Source organism: Stenotrophomonas sp. PUT21 (genome assembly GCF_052232875.1).
GTDB classification, from domain to species: Bacteria; Pseudomonadota; Gammaproteobacteria; order Xanthomonadales; family Xanthomonadaceae; genus Stenotrophomonas; species Stenotrophomonas maltophilia_N.
The window spans coordinates 3,523,355-3,537,653 of record NZ_CP197645.1 but is presented as its reverse complement, the minus strand read 5'-3'; the positions used below and the strand labels follow the sequence as shown (position 1 = coordinate 3,537,653).

Sequence of the window (14,299 nt, the reverse complement as noted above, 5' to 3'; positions counted from 1 at the left end):
GTGGTTCTGAGCACACGGTGCGGTTTGCGTGGTTCCGATGCCGCTGGTGTGCGGTCACAGCCGGCCAGCAGCGCGAGCGCCACACCTGCCAGTGCCCACGAACGCATCACTCGCACCCTTCGCGCTGAAGCGCCGCGGGGAACGCATACGTCCACGTTTTCGGGTCCAGGGTGAAGCGATGTTCGCGCCGCACCGGCTGCCCGCCACAGCCCAGGCCGGTCTCTTCGATCACCAGCGGCCATTGCCGCGCCGCTGGATCGCGGCTGTCGAAGGTCAGGGCGAAATCAAGGTTGAACAGACGTGCCTGGCAATCCGGTTCGGCATCGGCATCGTCGCAGTCGTAGGCACCGCTGTTGTCGATATGGCTGCGCACGCCGCCGGCGTCCACCAGCCCGTTCGGGCCGGGCAATACCAGCGTCTGCGTGATCAACGCGTAGCCCTGGCCGAACCAGCCGTGCTCGATGCGGAAACCGTAGAAGTCGCTGCCGGCGCGGACGATCTGCACCGTGCCGGGCTCACCCTGGCTGCCGAAGTTCTGCCCGGTCAGCTCGGCGGCCACGGCGAAGCGGTCCGCCTCGGGGCGCAGCACGAAGAAGTCGATCGCGCCCGGGTCGGGATGGGCGCCGTCCAGCGGTGATCCGCAGACGGCCACCAGTTGTTGCCAGCTCTCGCCCGTGACCACCGGCTGCTCGGCACACACACGCCAATCGGTGAGGCGGGTGTCGCCGTCCTGGGTCCAGCTGCCACGCCATTTTCCCGAAAGCGTGGCGGCCTTGCCGTAGCGCTCGGTCAGGAAGCCCTGCAGGCGCGCCGTGCGGCTGACGTGAGCGAGCGGGGCGGCGGTCGCCGCTGCAGCGGGCGCGGGCGGCGGCGCCGGGTCACTGGTGCGGGTGCAGCCCAGCACCCCTGCAGCGGTGGCGATCACCACCGCTGCAAGGCGGTTGCGTTGCAGTGGCGACATCCGTGTCGATCCAGGCATCAGTGGCGGAAGTGACGCACGCCGGTGAACACCATCGCCAGGCCATGTTCGTCGGCCGCGGCGATCACTTCGTTGTCGCGCATCGAGCCACCCGGCTGGATCACTGCCTTGATGCCGGCCGCCGCGGCGGCATCGATGCCGTCGCGGAACGGGAAGAACGCATCGGAGGCCATCACCGAGCCCTCCACCACCAGGTTCGCATCGGCGGCCTTGATGCCGGCGATGCGCGCCGAGTACACGCGGCTCATCTGGCCAGCACCGACACCAATGGTGCGGTTGTCCTTGGCGTAGACGATGGCGTTGGATTTGACGAACTTGGCGACCTTCCAGGCGAACAGCAGATCGGCGAACTGCTTGTCGGTCGGCGCCAGCTTGCTCACCACGGTCAGTTCGTCGCGGCGCATGCCGCGGTTGTCGGCGCTCTGCAGCAGCAGGCCCGACCCGATGCGCTTGGTGTCGTAGTTGTTGCGGCCGTCGCCGTGCGGAATGCGCAGCACGCGCACGTTGGCCTTCCTGGTCGCGTATTCCAGCGCGGCCGGCTCGTAATCCGGGGCGATCAGCACTTCGACGAACTGGCGGTCCAGGATCACCTTGGCGGTGGCGGCGTCCAGCGGCTTATTGAAGGCGATGATGCCGCCGAAGGCGCTGGTCGGGTCGGTCGCGTAGGCCAGCTCGTAGGCATCGCCGTTGCCAGCGCCCACGGCCACGCCGCACGGATTGGCATGCTTGACGATCACGCAGGCCGGTACGTCGAACTGACGCACGCATTCCCACGCGGCATCGGCGTCGGCCAGGTTGTTGTAGCTCAGTTCCTTGCCCTGCAGCTGCTGGAAGGTGGCCAGCGTGCCCGGCACCGGGTAAAGGTCGCGGTAGAACGCGCCGCTCTGGTGCGGGTTCTCGCCGTAGCGCAGATCCATCACCTTCACGAAGCTCGAATTCATCTGCGCCGGGAACTCCGCGCGCACCGGCACGGCGGTGTCGGTGGTGGTCACGGCCGAGAGATAATTGCTGATCGCCGCATCGTACTGGGCCACGCGGTTGAACGCGGCCACCGAGAAGGCGAAGCGCTTGGCCGCCGACAGCTTGCCGTCGTTGGCGTCCAATTCGGCCAGGAGTTCGTCGTACTGCGACGGGTCGGTCGCCACCGCCACGCGGGCGAAGTTCTTCGCCGCCGAGCGCAGCATCGCCGGGCCACCGATGTCGATGTTCTCCACGGCATCTTCGAGGGTGCAGTCCGCCTTGGCGGTGACCGACTCGAACGGGTACAGGTTCAGCACCAGCAGGTCGATCGCGCCGATGCCATGTTCGGCCATGACCGCGTCATCCAGCCCGGCGCGGCCGAGCAGGCCACCGTGCACCATCGGGTGCAGGGTCTTGACCCGGCCGTCCATCATTTCCGGGAAACCGGTGACGTCGGCAACGTCCTTCACTGCCAGGCCGGCCTCGCGGATCGCCTTGGCGGTCCCGCCGGTGGAAAGCAGCTCCACGTTGCGCGCAGCGAGGGCGCGGGCCAGGTCGATCAGACCGGTTTTGTCGGAAACGGACAGCAGGGCCCGGCGCACGGGCAGCAGATCGGAACTCATGGGGGCAGGAGATCGAAGCGGAGCGGGGCCATATTGTAGGCCAGTGGCGCGGGGATGGCCCCTGAAACGACGAAGGCCGGCACCGAGGGCTGCTCGATCCGGCCTTCTCACGCCAGGCACGACACGCGTGCCCGGTCGGCATCAGGTGCTGATGCCGTATTCCTTCAACTTCTTGCGCAGGGTGGCGCGGTGGATGCCCAGCATCGACGCGGCCCGGCTCTGGTTGCCTTCGCAGTGATTGAGCACTTCCACGAACAGCGGAATCTCCATCTCGCGCAGCACGATCTCGTAGACATCGTCCGCATCGCAGCCATCCAGGTCCCGCAGGTAGCGCCTGACCGACTGGGCCACGTGTTCACGCAGGGGTGGCTTGGGCGCGCCACGACTGTTGTCAGGACGAGAAAGGACAGCGTTCAAGGAGTTTCCCGGTGCAAGAGCCGGGGCGGACAACAGCCCACGGCGGAATGGTGATGGGGTCAGTCTAGCGCGTGCGTCGGCCGCCTGCCACGCTCCGACGGCTGCGGCGGCACCTCAGAGGAACTCAAAGGTGAATGCGACGGTAGACGCGGCAGGCTCCCGCACACGGAAGGCGATCTGCGCGCTTTGCCCCGGTTCCAGCGTGGCGGCCGGGTCCGTCGCGCGCTCCAGGTAGTCCGCCGGCGCGAACACATTGGTGCCGATCACGCGGCCATCGGCGTCGGACAGCGACAGCCGCAGCGACGGCCAGGCCTGTGCCCAGCGTGCGTCGTTGCGGATGCTCGCCTGCACCTGCAGTGCGCCGGCCTGGCCCGGCACGGGGCGCACATCACGGCTGAGCATGCTGAAGGCCGCCGGCTCGCGCCAGGCCGGCAACGAACAGCGCAACACGCTGCACAGCCCGGCAATCCACGGGCGGGTGCCGGCATCGGCAGCCAGCCGCGCACGGTCGGCCACGGCGATCTGGAGCAGCAGCAGGGCGACCAGCCCGGCGACCATTCCCCATTGCCAGCGCGGCGTGCGCAGGCGCGCACCGGGCAGACGCAGGAAACTTGGCGTGGTGATCGCTTCGGCCGGCGGCAGGGCGGCCGTGGCGGTGCTTCCCGCGTCCCCGGTGGAGGCGCCCCCATCATCCGGCAACGCCATCGATGGCGTCGCTGTGCCAGCAGGCAGTGCGGCTGCTGGCCCAGCGTCGCCAACAGGCGCGCGTCCGGAACGGAGGGGCAGGTCGAGTTCCCGCGCCGGCGCCGGGCGCTGCGGCGCGTGCACCGGCTGGGCATCGATCACCTGTTCCACCGCCAGGGGTGCGATCCGATCCTGCACGGGCGACGTCGGCAACGCCGACGCCTCGTCATGGACGACGGAAGACGGCTCAGCCGGATCGGCCGGAGCCTCCACGGACGGACGCAGGAACGTGGCGAGCGGGCGTCGCGGCGGCATCGGAGGCTCGGACATGGGCACGGGACCGGGCAGGAGACAGGCTATTCAAGCACGGCGGACGCCGGTGATGCGCATCCAGTCACCGTCCTGCGCCACCGCCAGCTGCTCGAAGGCGGGGGCATAGCGTTCCAGCAGTTCACCTTCCTGCCCGTGCAGGATGCCCGACAGCGCGATGCGGCCGCCCGGGGCGACGCGCGCGGCCAGCACATCGGCCAGGGCATCCAGCGCCGAGGCGAGGATGTTCGCCACCACGACCGGATACGTTGCCTGCGGCTCGTCGTCCGGCAGGTAGACCTGCACACGGTCCTGCAGGCCGTTGCGCTCGGCGTTGTCGCCGGTGGCGATCACCGCCTGCGGGTCGTTGTCCACGCCGACCGCGCGGGCCGCGCCCAGCTTCAGTGCCGCCAGGGCGAGGATGCCCGAGCCGCAGCCGAAATCGAGCACGGTGTTGCCGGCCAGGGCACCCTCGGTGGCCAGGCCGTCCAGCCAACGCAGGCACAGCGCGGTGGTCGGGTGGGTGCCCGAGCCGAACGCCAGGCCCGGGTCCAGGCGGACCACGGCGGCGTCCTCGGCCTGAGCGGCGTCTGGCAGCGCATGGTTCCACGGCACGATCCAGGTGCGCTCGCCGAAGGCCATCGGCTGGAACTGGTCGATCCACGCGCGCTCCCAGTCTTCGTCGGCCACGGCGCGGAAGCTGGCATTGGCCCAGTCCAGGCCCGGGTCGAAGGCGTCCAGGGCGGCCAGCAGCGCCAGCGCGTTGGTGTCCCCCGGGAACAGCGCGGTCAGCACCAGGTCGTTCCATAGCGGGGTCTCGCCCACGCCCGGCTCCAGGATCGCGCGCTCGTTGCTGGTGTCGGCATCGGCATCGAGCAGGGTCACCGCCAGCGCGCCCACGTCGTCCAGCGCATTCTCATAGCGCGGCTGGGTGGCTTCGGTGCAGTGCAGGGTGAGTTCCAGGAAGGGCATGGGGGCAGGGACCGGCGGAAAACCGTGCATGTTAGACCAGTGCGGGCCGATGGTCCCGGCACCACCGCAGTGAGGGCGTCTCGCCAGCCGGTAAGATCGGCCCGACAGCCGGTTCAGACAGTGTTGCGGCTGCTTGCTAAACTTGGATTTCTGCTGTCCATGACCGACAGCCTGTGACCTCCTGCCCATGGCGCTCGTGCCGACCCTGAAAACCTGGTTGCTGGTCGTACCGGCCCTGGCATTGCTGGGGGTGGTGGGCTACCGCGCGGGTGACCGGGTGCTGCATGCCGATCAGGCTGCTTCACACATGGATGAGCCGCAGGCCGCCAGTGCGCCGAGCGCCGTTCCGGCCGAAGCGCGGCAACTGGCCCGGCGCCTGCTCGGCAGCGAGCGTGGCACCGCGGTGGCGTCCGGTCTGCCGCTGGATCTGCGCGCCGACATCGAAGGCGATACCGATCTGTTTGCCTATGCGCAGCGCCTGCAGCTGCAGGCCGCCAACGGCAATGCGGAAGCCGGCTGGATGGTCAGCCGTGTGTACGACTACTGCGCCACGTATGCGATGGATCCGGGGGGCTACCGGCTCGACAACGATGTACTGACCGGCCTGGGCATGAAAGCCTCGGTGTCGATGGTCGCCGCGCGTGAGCGGGTTTCCCGACGTTGCGCCGGTTTTGTGAGCAGCGACAATCTGGGCCGCTCGTTGATCCTGACCCAGCGCCTGCAGGCCGCCAAGGCCGGCAATCTGGCGGCCGAGGCTTCGCTGTTTGCCGAAGGTCATCCGCTGGAAACCGCCCCGGCCTATCGTCGCGGGCTGGTCGAGCGGGTCATGGACTCGCGTGATCCGGAAGCCTTCATGGCACTGGCGCCGGGCATGGGCCAGCGCGCCAGCGGTGATGGTGCGATGAGCGGCATGGTGGCCGGCGATCAGTTCAGTGAACTGGCCTGGCGGCTGGCCGCTTGCGAACTGGGCATGGCCTGCGGGCCGGACAGTGTGCTGATGAACAATTTCTGCGCGAACGGAGGGATCTGTTCGCAGGACGGTGGGCAGGACTTTGCCACTTTTGTGTATGACGCCGCGGTATCGCGGCAAGGTGCGGGGAAAATGAAGGTGTTGGTCGAAGAGCTGGTCAAGCAGAGGAATGGGCGATGAATTACCGTCGAATCCTGCACGGTGCGAAATTCTGGTTCTGGGTCGCGTTGTTTGTCGCGTACTCGGCCGGAGCGGTGGGCTTGGTGATGATCGATACCTACGACGATCGTTACCGAAGCTTGTCCAAGGTGCAGTTGACCTCGGTCAAGGCCGATGCCGACGTGCGTCGTGCCGGTGCCAGTCAGGTCGCTGCGGTGTATCGCGCGCAGAGTGGCATGCCGTTCGCTTCGTTGCCCACCGGCAGCACCTTCCAGGTGGTGTGGCCGGATGGCTCCACCGAAACGATGGTGATCGTGGACCCGACCTCGTCGCAGGGCGTGGAGCCGGTGAAGAACTCGCAGGTCACTGCGGCGGATACTGCCAAGTGACAGCCAGATAGGGGCAGCGGTGTTCGACCTGCCTGCGCTGATCGTATTGCCGGGCATGGATGCCACCGGCACGCTGCATACCGCCTTCTTCGATGCGATGGCCGCGCGGGGCGTGGCCACCTCGGTCATCGCCTACCCGCGGGATGTTCCTCTCGATTACCCCGCGCTGTTGCCCTTCGTGCAGGCGCTGCTGCCGCGCGATGCGCCGTTCGTATTGTTGGGGGAGTCGTTCTCGGGGCCGTTGGCGCTGACCATCGCCGCCGCTGCGCCTTCGCGACTGCAGGGGCTGATCCTCTCCACGACCTTTGCCCGCCCGCATTGGCCCGCCGGGCGCGCGCTGCGCCCGCTGCTGCCGTATGTGCCGATGCGGGGCATGCCGTCGCCAGCGCTGTCATGGTGGCTGCTGGGTCGCTGGGCGACGCCAGCGTTGCGGGACGCCCTGCGGAAGGCGCTGGCCCAGGTCACTGCTCCGGTCCTGCGCGCGCGCCTGCGTGCCGTGCTCGACGTTGATGCGCGTGCGGCCCTGTCCGACATCGCAGTGCCGATGCTGTGTCTGCACGCCTCGCATGACCGCCTCCTGCCTGCGCGGGCGCAGCACGAATGGGCACGCTTGCTGCCGCAGGCGCAGCAGCACACCGTGCCGGGCCCTCATCTGCTTCTGCAGGCGAACCCACAGGCTGCCGCCGACGTGGTGCGTCAGTTCATGGGCGGGCTCGGGTAGGGCGGTCGAAAGCCGCAGACAAACAAAAAGGCGGGGAGATCCCCGCCTTTCTGCTGTCCAGCGTCCCACACAAGCGATCAGGTCAACGCGATCGACTTGTTCTTGCGTTCGGCCAGGCGCTTTTCCAGGTAGTGGATGTTCTGCCCACCGGCCTGGAAGCCCTTGTCGCGCATGATGCGCTGCTGCAGCGCGACGTTGGTCTTGATGCCGTCCACGACCAGTTCGCTCAGCGCCACGCGCATGCGCGCGATCGCGGTCTCGCGATCCGGGCCGTGCACGATCAGCTTGCCGATCATCGAGTCATAGTTCGGCGGCACGCGGTAGCCACTGTAGATGTGGGTATCCACGCGCACACCGGGGCCACCGGGCGGATGGAACGCGGTGATCTGGCCCGGGCTCGGCACGAAGGTTTCAGCATCTTCGGCGTTGATGCGGCATTCGATCGCGTGGCCGGTCAGCACCACGTCGCTCTGCTTGATGCTCAGCTTCTGGCCGGCGGCGATGCGCAGCTGCTCGCAGACCAGATCGATGCCCGTCACCATCTCCGTCACCGGATGTTCCACCTGCACGCGGGTGTTCATTTCGATGAAGTAGAAACGGCCGTCTTCGAACAGGAACTCGAAGGTACCTGCGCCGCGGTAGCCGATGCGGATGCAGGCCTCCACGCACACCTTGCCGATCTCATCGCGCAGCTCGGCGGTGATGCCCGGTGCCGGCGCTTCTTCCACCACTTTCTGGTGGCGGCGCTGCATGGAGCAGTCGCGTTCACCGAGGTGGATGGCGTTACCCTGGCCGTCGGCGAGCACCTGGATTTCCACGTGGCGCGGATTCTCCAGGAACTTCTCCATGTAGACCTGATCGTTGCTGAAAGCGGCCTTGGCCTCGGACTTGGTGGTCTCGATGGCCGCCTTCAGCGAAGCCTCGGCATGCACCACGCGCATGCCGCGGCCGCCACCGCCACCGGAGGCCTTGATGATGACCGGGTAGCCGATCTCACGGGCGATCTTGGTGTTGGCCACGATGTCGTCGGTCAGCGGGCCGCCCGAGCCGGGCACGCACGGCACGCCGGCGGCCTTCATCGCGCGGATCGCTTCCACCTTGTCGCCCATCAGGCGGATGGTGTCGGCCTTGGGGCCGATGAAGATGAAGCCGGATTCTTCCACGCGCTCGGCGAAGTCGGCGTTTTCCGAGAGGAAGCCGTAACCCGGGTGGATGGCCTGGGCGTCGGTGACTTCCGCCGCGGCGATCAGGGCCGGGATGTTGAGGTAGCTCTCCGAGGACGGTGCCGGACCGATGCAGACCGACTCGTCGGCCATGGCCACGTGCTTGAGATTGCGGTCGACCGTGGAATGCACAGCCACCGTGCGGATGCCCAGGGTATGGCACGCGCGCAGGATGCGCAGCGCGATCTCCCCTCGGTTGGCAATAACGACTTTGTCGAGCATGGACTAATCCTTAGCCGATCACGAACAGCGGCTGGTCGAATTCGACCGGCTGGCCGTTTTCGCCCAGGATGGCGACGATGGTGCCGGAGACATCGGCTTCGATCGGGTTGAACATCTTCATCGCTTCGATGATCGCCAGCGTTTCACCGGCCTTGACGGCCTGGCCGACCGACACGAAGGCCGGCTTGTCCGGCGAGGACGAGGCATAGAAGGTGCCGACCATCGGCGCGCGCAGCACGTGGCCATCGGGCAGGGCGTTGCCGGCCTTGGCGGTGCCACCGGTGGAGGCTTCGGTCGGCGACTGCATCGGCATCGCCGGGGCGGCGGCCTGGGCCGGTGCCGGGGCCATCATCATCTGCGGCTGGGCTTGCACCATGCCGTAGCCGGAGACGGGCGCGCGCGACAGACGCACGGACTCTTCGCCTTCCTTGATTTCGATTTCGGCGAGGTTCGACTCTTCCAGCAGGTCGATCAGCTTCTTGATTTTGCGGAGATCCATAGGGGCCTCTGTGGTCTTGATGTCAGTGGAGAGGGGAAAGCGCAGTGCGCTCGGGTCAAAGCAGTTCGTAGAAATCGCGCAGCTGCCGCGTACGGTCGCGCGCGAGGGTGGTGAGGCAGTGCATCTGCGCGCCATTGCGCGAGGTGCCATCGGCGTTGAAGGCGTAGACCGCATCGCAATCGTGATCGCGCAGCTGCATCCACGCGCGCTGGGCCAGGATCAGCTGCTTTTCCGCATCGGCGCAGTGCGTGCAGGCGCCTTCGGCCGCCTGGCTGCGCAACTGCTGGCGCGCCTGGGCGTACACCGCGTTCAATTCGGTATCGGCCGCGCTGGCCACATCCGAGGCGCACAGGTCCGATTCCATTGTGCCGCTCGGCTGTGCGCAGTCGATGCCTTCCGCGCTGCGATCAGCGGCGATAGCGGCGCCGCACAGGCAGCCCCACAGCGCGACGCTGGCGAGGACACGCAGCAGCGTCATCACGCGGAGGTGGCCGCCAGCCGGGTCAGCGCTGCATCCATTGCATAGCGATAGCTGTCCGCCCCGAACCCACAGATCACCCCGACCGCCTTGTCGCTGAAATAGCTGTGCTGGCGGAAGGGCTCGCGCGCATGCGGGTTGGACAGGTGGATCTCGATGAAGGGCACATCCACCGCGGCCAGCGCATCGCGCAGGGCCACCGAGGTGTGGGTGAACGCGGCCGGGTTGATCAGGATGAAGGCGGTGCCGTCGTCCCGGGCCGCCTGCACGCGGTCCACCAGCACGTGCTCGGCGTTGGACTGCAGGTTCTCCAGGGCATGGCCGGCGGCCTGCGCCTGGGCCAGCAGGGCCTGGTCGATCTGCGCCAGCGTGGTGTGCCCATAGACCCCCGGCTCGCGCGTGCCGAGCAGGTTGAGGTTGGGGCCATGCAGGACCAGCAGTTTCGCCATGGGTGCCGAACAACAGGAAAGGGCGGAGTCTGGCGGAACTGGTGGATCGTGTCCAGTTCGACGAAGTTATGCGTGTTTCAAGCGATTGTTTGAAATTCGCGTGCGATCCCTGTCCCAGCACGGCATGCCGGCGTCGGGATCACCGCACCTCCGCCAGCACCGCGCGCACCCGCAGCGCCAGATCTTCCAGCGTGAAGGGCTTGCCGATCACGTGGACTGCGGGGTCCAGCACCCCATCGTGTTCCAGCGCATTGCGGCTATAGCCGGTGGTAAACAGCACTTTCAGGCCGGGCCGCCGTTTGAGGGCTTCGTCGGCCAGTTGCCGGCCGTTGACCTCCGGCATCACCACATCGGTGAACAGCAGCGCGATGTCCGGATGCTGCTCGAGCAGCGCGAGCGCGCCGGCCGCATCGTCGGCGGCAAGGACCCGGTAGCCCAGTTCGCCCAGCGCCTCGATGGAAAACTGTCGCACGCCCGGTTCGTCTTCCACGACCAGGACCAGCTCGCGGCCACCGCTCAGCGGGCGACTGTCCGCGGGTGCTGTCGAAGGACCCGCGTCGATCTCCCCCTCCCGGCGCGGGAGATACAGCGCCACCGTCGTTCCCTTGCCGAGCGAGGAATGGATCTTCACGTGCCCGGCCGATTGGCGGACGAAGCCGTACACCTGTGACAGGCCCAGCCCGGTGCCCTGGCCGACCTTCTTGGTGGTGAAGAACGGATCGAAGGCCTTGGTGATGACCTCCGGTGGCATGCCGCCGCCGTTGTCGGCCACGGTGATCAGCACGTACTCACCGGTGGGCACGTCGGCACGCACGGCGTCTGCGGCAGAGGCGATCCGGCAGTTGGCCGTTTCCACCACCAGCCGCCCGCCGCCCGGCAGCGCGTCGCGCGCGTTGACGGCCAGGTTGAGGATCACGTTCTCCAGCTGATTGGCATCGGCGAAGGTGCACCACACCTGCGCGGCCAGCACGGTCTCCAGGCGGATGTTGCTGCCCAGTGAGTGCACGAGCAGGTCCGACATCCCGGCGATCAACCGGTTCACGTCCAAGGGCACCGGCTGCAGGGGCTGTTGCCGGGAAAACGCCAGCAGGCGCTGGGTCAGCTGCGCGGCCCGGGTCGCGCCGTCGATGGCCATGTCGATGTAGCGCTTGGCGCGCGGATCGCTGTCGCCCATGCGCATCGCAAGCAGGTCCAGCGGGCCGATCACGGTGGCGAGCATGTTGTTGAAGTCGTGCGCGATGCCGCCGGTCAACTGGCCCACCGCCTCCATCTTCTGGCTTTGGCGCAGGGCATCTTCCACGCGCGTGCGCTCGGCGACCTCTTCGAGCACGCGGCTCTCGAGGTGTTCGTTCAATTCCTGCAGGCGTGCGTCGGCGAGCTTGCGCGCCGTGATCTCGATCGCCACGCCGACCACCCGCACGCAGCGGTCGCCTTCGAAATGGCCACGCCCCTTTGCCGCCACCCAGCGCACGACACCGTCTTCCTTGCCGACGGTGCGGTACTCCACGTCGTAGAGCGCGCGCCGGGCCGGGTCGGCCGCAGCGGCGAAGGCCGCGAAGGTTGCCTCGCTGTCATCAGGATGGATGCCGTCGTAGAAGTCGCGCAACGTCACTGCCACCCCGGGCGAGATGCCGAACATCGCCTTGGTCCGTGCCGGCCAGATCAGTTCATCGCGGACCAGGTCGACATCCCAGAAGCCCATGTCACCGGCCTCGGTGGCAAAGCGCAGGCGTTCCTCGCTTTTGGCCAGCGCAGCTTCGGCGGTGTTGCGGACGGTCAGGTCGAGCATCGCGCCGATCATCCGCAGCGGCTCACCCACGCCGCCACGCAATACGGTGCCGCGGTCGAGCACCGGCGCAAAGCTGCCATCGGCGCGCCGGAACCGGTATTCGCTGTTCCAGCCCGTCCCGCCGCCTTCGATCACCGCATGGATGTCGGCATCGACGCGCGCACGGTCATCGGGATGGATGTGGTCCAGCCACCACTGCGCCGTGGTCTCGGCCAGGGGATGGCCGAACAGGGTGGTGAGCGCCTCGTTCCAGATCACATGGCCATCGGAGATCCGCCAGTCCCAGATCGCATCGTTGGTGGCCTGGGCGGCCAGCCGATAGCGCTCCTCCACTTCCAGGTGGCGGGCCTCGGCGGCCTTGCGGTCGGTGATGTCCAGCGAGGTGCCGACCAGGCCAACCACGGTGCCGTCGGCGTCACGCAACGGTGACTTGGTCGACAGCCAGTAGGCGCGCCGGCCGTCGGGAAAGCTCACTTCCTCTTCGAGCTGCTCGGTCTGCCCGCTGGCCATGACCCGCTCGTCGGTGGCCATGACCGTGGCGGCCTGGGCTGGGTCGTTCAGCAGTTCGGCATCGGTGCGGCCCACGTACACCTCCGGCGGCAGGCCGATGAGGTCGGTGGTGCCGCGGTTGCCGATCAGGATCCGGCCCTGGCGGTCCTTGGCATACACCACGCCGGGCGCTGCCTCGACGAAGGAGCGCAGCAGGGTCTGTGCCTGGTCCCGCTCGGCTTCGATCCGGCGGCGTTCGTCGATATCGATGAGCACGCCGGGGAAGCCGATGGCCTCTCCCTGCGCATCGAGATCCACCCGGCCGATCGCTTCGATCCAGCGGTACGCGCCGTCCGGGCCGCGGGTACGGTACTGGTGCGCATAGCGACCGCCCCGGCGGACCGCCTCGGCGATCGCATCGGCCAGACCGGCGCGGTCGTCGGGGTGAACGGCGGCCACCACCTGTTCCAGCCGCAGTTCGGTGCGCGCCAGGGCAGGGTCCAGGCCATGGGCCAGGGCGAGGGCATCATCCACCGTGAGGTTGTCCCGGGCCACGTCCCAGAACCAGGTGCCGATGATCGCGCCGGCGGCCAGCGCCATCTTGACGCGCTCGGAATCCCGCTCGCGGTGGGAGCCGGGGGAAGGTGAAGAACTCAAGCGGTACCTGCGATCGGCGGGGGGCGGCTCCGGAACCCGGGGGCCCGTACTGCAGGCGACACGGGGCGGCAACGATAGGGTATCGCTGCCGGGCGCCGCTTTGGAACACCCCCCGTTCGCGCCCGCTGCCCGGGCTGAATCCCGTCGGTCGCCCGTGGCTCCGGCTCGATCAGGGGATCAGGCGGGCCGCCCGCAGGCGGGCGAACAGATCGAAGAACGCATCGTCGCTGGGCTGGTAATCCAGGAACCCCATCCGGCGGCTCTTGGACATGTCCGTGATCACCTCCAGCGGGCGCCCGAGATCGGCATCGGTGTGCCAGGGCGAGATCAGCCGATGGATATCCGGCTCTGCCAGACCGTGCGTGGCGGCCAGTGCGGACCAGGGCGCGGCATCGTCGGCCATCTGCGCCGCCAGCGGCCGCACGTGCCCACTGAAGGGCACGGCCTCGATATCGAACCACGCCGCGATCCGGCCCCACATCCAGCGCCACCGGAACACATCGCCGTTGACCACGTTGAACGCCTGGTTGGCGGCGGCCGGTGTCTGCGTGGCCCACAGCAGATGACGCGCCAGCAGCCCGGCATCGGTCATGTCGGTCAGCCCCTCCCATTGGGCGAGCGAACCGGGGAACTGGAACGGGCGGCCGGTCTGCCGGCACAGCGTCGCGTGCACGGCCAGGGTCGTGCCCATGTTCATCGCATTGCCCACCGCCGCGCCGATCACCGTGTGCGGACGGTGCACGCTCCAGTGGAAGCCATCGCGGGCGGCGGCGGCAAACACCTCGTCTTCCTGTGCGTAGTAGAAGTTGTCCACGGGCAGGCGCGGTTGTTCTTCACGGAAAGGCGTCTGCGGCAGGTTGCCCTGCGCATAGGCCTCGAACGGTCCCAGGTAGTGCTTCAGGCCCGTCACCAGCGCCACATGCTGCACCGTGCCAGCCGGCGCCAGGGCCTGCAGCAGGTGACGCACCATCGCGCCGTTGACCCGGATGTTCTCGGCCTCGTTGGCCTGCCGGGACCAGGTGGTGATGAACACGTGCGTGGGTGCCAGTCCGGACAGCGCGGCGCGCGTGGCCTGCGCATCGTGCAGGTCGGCGCAGACGCCGTGGGCGCCGGCGGGCAGCGAATCGGGCCGACGGGCCAGGCCGTGAACTTCCCAGCCCTCCTGCAGCAGCCGTTGTATCAGTGCACTGCCCACGATGCCCGTTGCACCGACCACCAACGCTTTCTGCCTCACGATGTCGCCCCGTTCATTGCTTTACAGGCGCACACCTTAGGATATCGAGGTACGCCTCGAAAGAAGGCACCAAACG

At 67.9% G+C, this 14,299-nt stretch carries 14 protein-coding genes; 3 read left to right on the top strand and 11 right to left on the bottom strand.

All coding sequences use genetic code 11. From position 1 onward, the window contains the following. Window positions 1-106: 106 nt before the first annotated feature. The 5 genes from ACTT2I_RS16020 to prmA all read right to left on the bottom strand — a co-directional run bounded on the left by ACTT2I_RS16020 (window position 107) and on the right by prmA (window position 4,944). The gene (locus tag ACTT2I_RS16020) at window positions 107-961 is read right to left on the bottom strand and encodes a hypothetical protein (RefSeq protein ID WP_088433618.1); all 855 of its coding nucleotides are present in this window, start codon (window positions 959-961) and stop codon (window positions 107-109) included. 17 nt (window positions 962-978) lie between these two features. Next, window positions 979-2,562 carry a bifunctional phosphoribosylaminoimidazolecarboxamide formyltransferase/IMP cyclohydrolase gene (gene purH / locus ACTT2I_RS16015; RefSeq protein WP_421098875.1) on the bottom strand — a complete coding sequence of 528 codons (1,584 nt, stop codon included), beginning with the start codon at window positions 2,560-2,562 and terminating at the stop codon, window positions 979-981. Between the two features lie 141 nt (window positions 2,563-2,703). Further along, complete coding sequence (gene fis, locus ACTT2I_RS16010) at window positions 2,704-2,979, bottom strand: DNA-binding transcriptional regulator Fis (protein ID WP_088433620.1); 276 nt, start codon at window positions 2,977-2,979, stop codon at window positions 2,704-2,706. A 114-nt stretch (window positions 2,980-3,093) separates the two neighbouring features. After that, a complete protein-coding gene (locus ACTT2I_RS16005; RefSeq protein ID WP_421098876.1) occupies window positions 3,094-3,993 on the bottom strand; it encodes a DUF3426 domain-containing protein in 900 nt (299 codons plus the stop codon). Between the two features lie 30 nt (window positions 3,994-4,023). Beyond that, a complete protein-coding gene (prmA, locus tag ACTT2I_RS16000) occupies window positions 4,024-4,944 on the bottom strand; it encodes a 50S ribosomal protein L11 methyltransferase (RefSeq protein ID WP_088433621.1) in 921 nt (306 codons plus the stop codon). 187 nt (window positions 4,945-5,131) lie between these two features. Here prmA and ACTT2I_RS15995 point away from each other — a divergent pair, with 187 nt between their 5' ends. Genes ACTT2I_RS15995 through ACTT2I_RS15985 form a run of 3 tightly spaced genes read left to right on the top strand, consistent with a single transcriptional unit; the run spans window position 5,132 to window position 7,183 of the window. Further along, window positions 5,132-6,094: a hypothetical protein gene (locus ACTT2I_RS15995; protein WP_088433622.1), complete on the top strand. Its 963-nt coding sequence runs from the start codon at window positions 5,132-5,134 to the stop codon at window positions 6,092-6,094. After that, complete coding sequence (locus tag ACTT2I_RS15990) at window positions 6,091-6,462, top strand: hypothetical protein (RefSeq protein WP_088433623.1); 372 nt, start codon at window positions 6,091-6,093, stop codon at window positions 6,460-6,462. Before ACTT2I_RS15995 ends, ACTT2I_RS15990 begins: the two co-directional genes overlap by 4 nt. A 19-nt stretch (window positions 6,463-6,481) precedes the next feature. Further along, a complete protein-coding gene (locus ACTT2I_RS15985; protein WP_421098877.1) occupies window positions 6,482-7,183 on the top strand; it encodes an alpha/beta fold hydrolase in 702 nt (233 codons plus the stop codon). A 77-nt stretch (window positions 7,184-7,260) separates the two neighbouring features. Here ACTT2I_RS15985 and accC read toward each other — a convergent pair whose 3' ends face one another. The 6 genes from accC to ACTT2I_RS15955 all read right to left on the bottom strand — a co-directional run bounded on the left by accC (window position 7,261) and on the right by ACTT2I_RS15955 (window position 14,226). Then, window positions 7,261-8,628 carry an acetyl-CoA carboxylase biotin carboxylase subunit gene (gene accC / locus ACTT2I_RS15980; protein ID WP_019183530.1) on the bottom strand — a complete coding sequence of 456 codons (1,368 nt, stop codon included), beginning with the start codon at window positions 8,626-8,628 and terminating at the stop codon, window positions 7,261-7,263. Window positions 8,629-8,638: 10 nt separating this feature from the next. After that, window positions 8,639-9,127: an acetyl-CoA carboxylase biotin carboxyl carrier protein gene (gene accB, locus ACTT2I_RS15975; RefSeq protein ID WP_019183531.1), complete on the bottom strand. Its 489-nt coding sequence runs from the start codon at window positions 9,125-9,127 to the stop codon at window positions 8,639-8,641. A 55-nt stretch (window positions 9,128-9,182) separates the two neighbouring features. Then, on the bottom strand, window positions 9,183-9,605 hold the full coding sequence (locus ACTT2I_RS15970; RefSeq protein ID WP_286917184.1) for a lysozyme inhibitor LprI family protein: 423 nt from the start codon (window positions 9,603-9,605) through the stop codon (window positions 9,183-9,185). Next, entirely contained in the window at window positions 9,605-10,054 is a 450-nt protein-coding gene (gene aroQ / locus ACTT2I_RS15965) for a type II 3-dehydroquinate dehydratase (protein ID WP_286917181.1), read from the bottom strand. The genes ACTT2I_RS15970 and aroQ overlap by 1 nt, the downstream gene beginning before the upstream one ends. Before the next feature lie 139 nt (window positions 10,055-10,193). Then, window positions 10,194-12,989: a PAS domain-containing hybrid sensor histidine kinase/response regulator gene (locus ACTT2I_RS15960; protein WP_421098878.1), complete on the bottom strand. Its 2,796-nt coding sequence runs from the start codon at window positions 12,987-12,989 to the stop codon at window positions 10,194-10,196. A gap of 169 nt (window positions 12,990-13,158) precedes the next feature. Beyond that, window positions 13,159-14,226 carry an SDR family oxidoreductase gene (locus ACTT2I_RS15955; RefSeq protein ID WP_216359466.1) on the bottom strand — a complete coding sequence of 356 codons (1,068 nt, stop codon included), beginning with the start codon at window positions 14,224-14,226 and terminating at the stop codon, window positions 13,159-13,161. Between the last annotated feature and the right edge of the window lie 73 nt (window positions 14,227-14,299).

Excerpts from the sequence above, each read along its gene's own strand:
- accB (WP_019183531.1), bottom strand. The coding sequence starts at position 9,127 with ATGGATCTCCGCAAAATCAAGAAGCTGATCGACCTGCTGGAAGAGTCG.
- ACTT2I_RS16005 (WP_421098876.1), bottom strand. The coding sequence starts at position 3,993 with ATGTCCGAGCCTCCGATGCCGCCGCGACGCCCGCTCGCCACGTTCCTG.
- purH (WP_421098875.1), bottom strand. The coding sequence starts at position 2,562 with ATGAGTTCCGATCTGCTGCCCGTGCGCCGGGCCCTGCTGTCCGTTTCC.
- ACTT2I_RS16020 (WP_088433618.1), bottom strand. The coding sequence starts at position 961 with ATGTCGCCACTGCAACGCAACCGCCTTGCAGCGGTGGTGATCGCCACC.
- ACTT2I_RS15970 (WP_286917184.1), bottom strand. The coding sequence starts at position 9,605 with ATGACGCTGCTGCGTGTCCTCGCCAGCGTCGCGCTGTGGGGCTGCCTG.
- aroQ (WP_286917181.1), bottom strand. The coding sequence starts at position 10,054 with ATGGCGAAACTGCTGGTCCTGCATGGCCCCAACCTCAACCTGCTCGGC.
- ACTT2I_RS15995 (WP_088433622.1), top strand. The coding sequence starts at position 5,132 with ATGGCGCTCGTGCCGACCCTGAAAACCTGGTTGCTGGTCGTACCGGCC.
- prmA (WP_088433621.1), bottom strand. The coding sequence starts at position 4,944 with ATGCCCTTCCTGGAACTCACCCTGCACTGCACCGAAGCCACCCAGCCG.
- accC (WP_019183530.1), bottom strand. The coding sequence starts at position 8,628 with ATGCTCGACAAAGTCGTTATTGCCAACCGAGGGGAGATCGCGCTGCGC.
- ACTT2I_RS15990 (WP_088433623.1), top strand. The coding sequence starts at position 6,091 with ATGAATTACCGTCGAATCCTGCACGGTGCGAAATTCTGGTTCTGGGTC.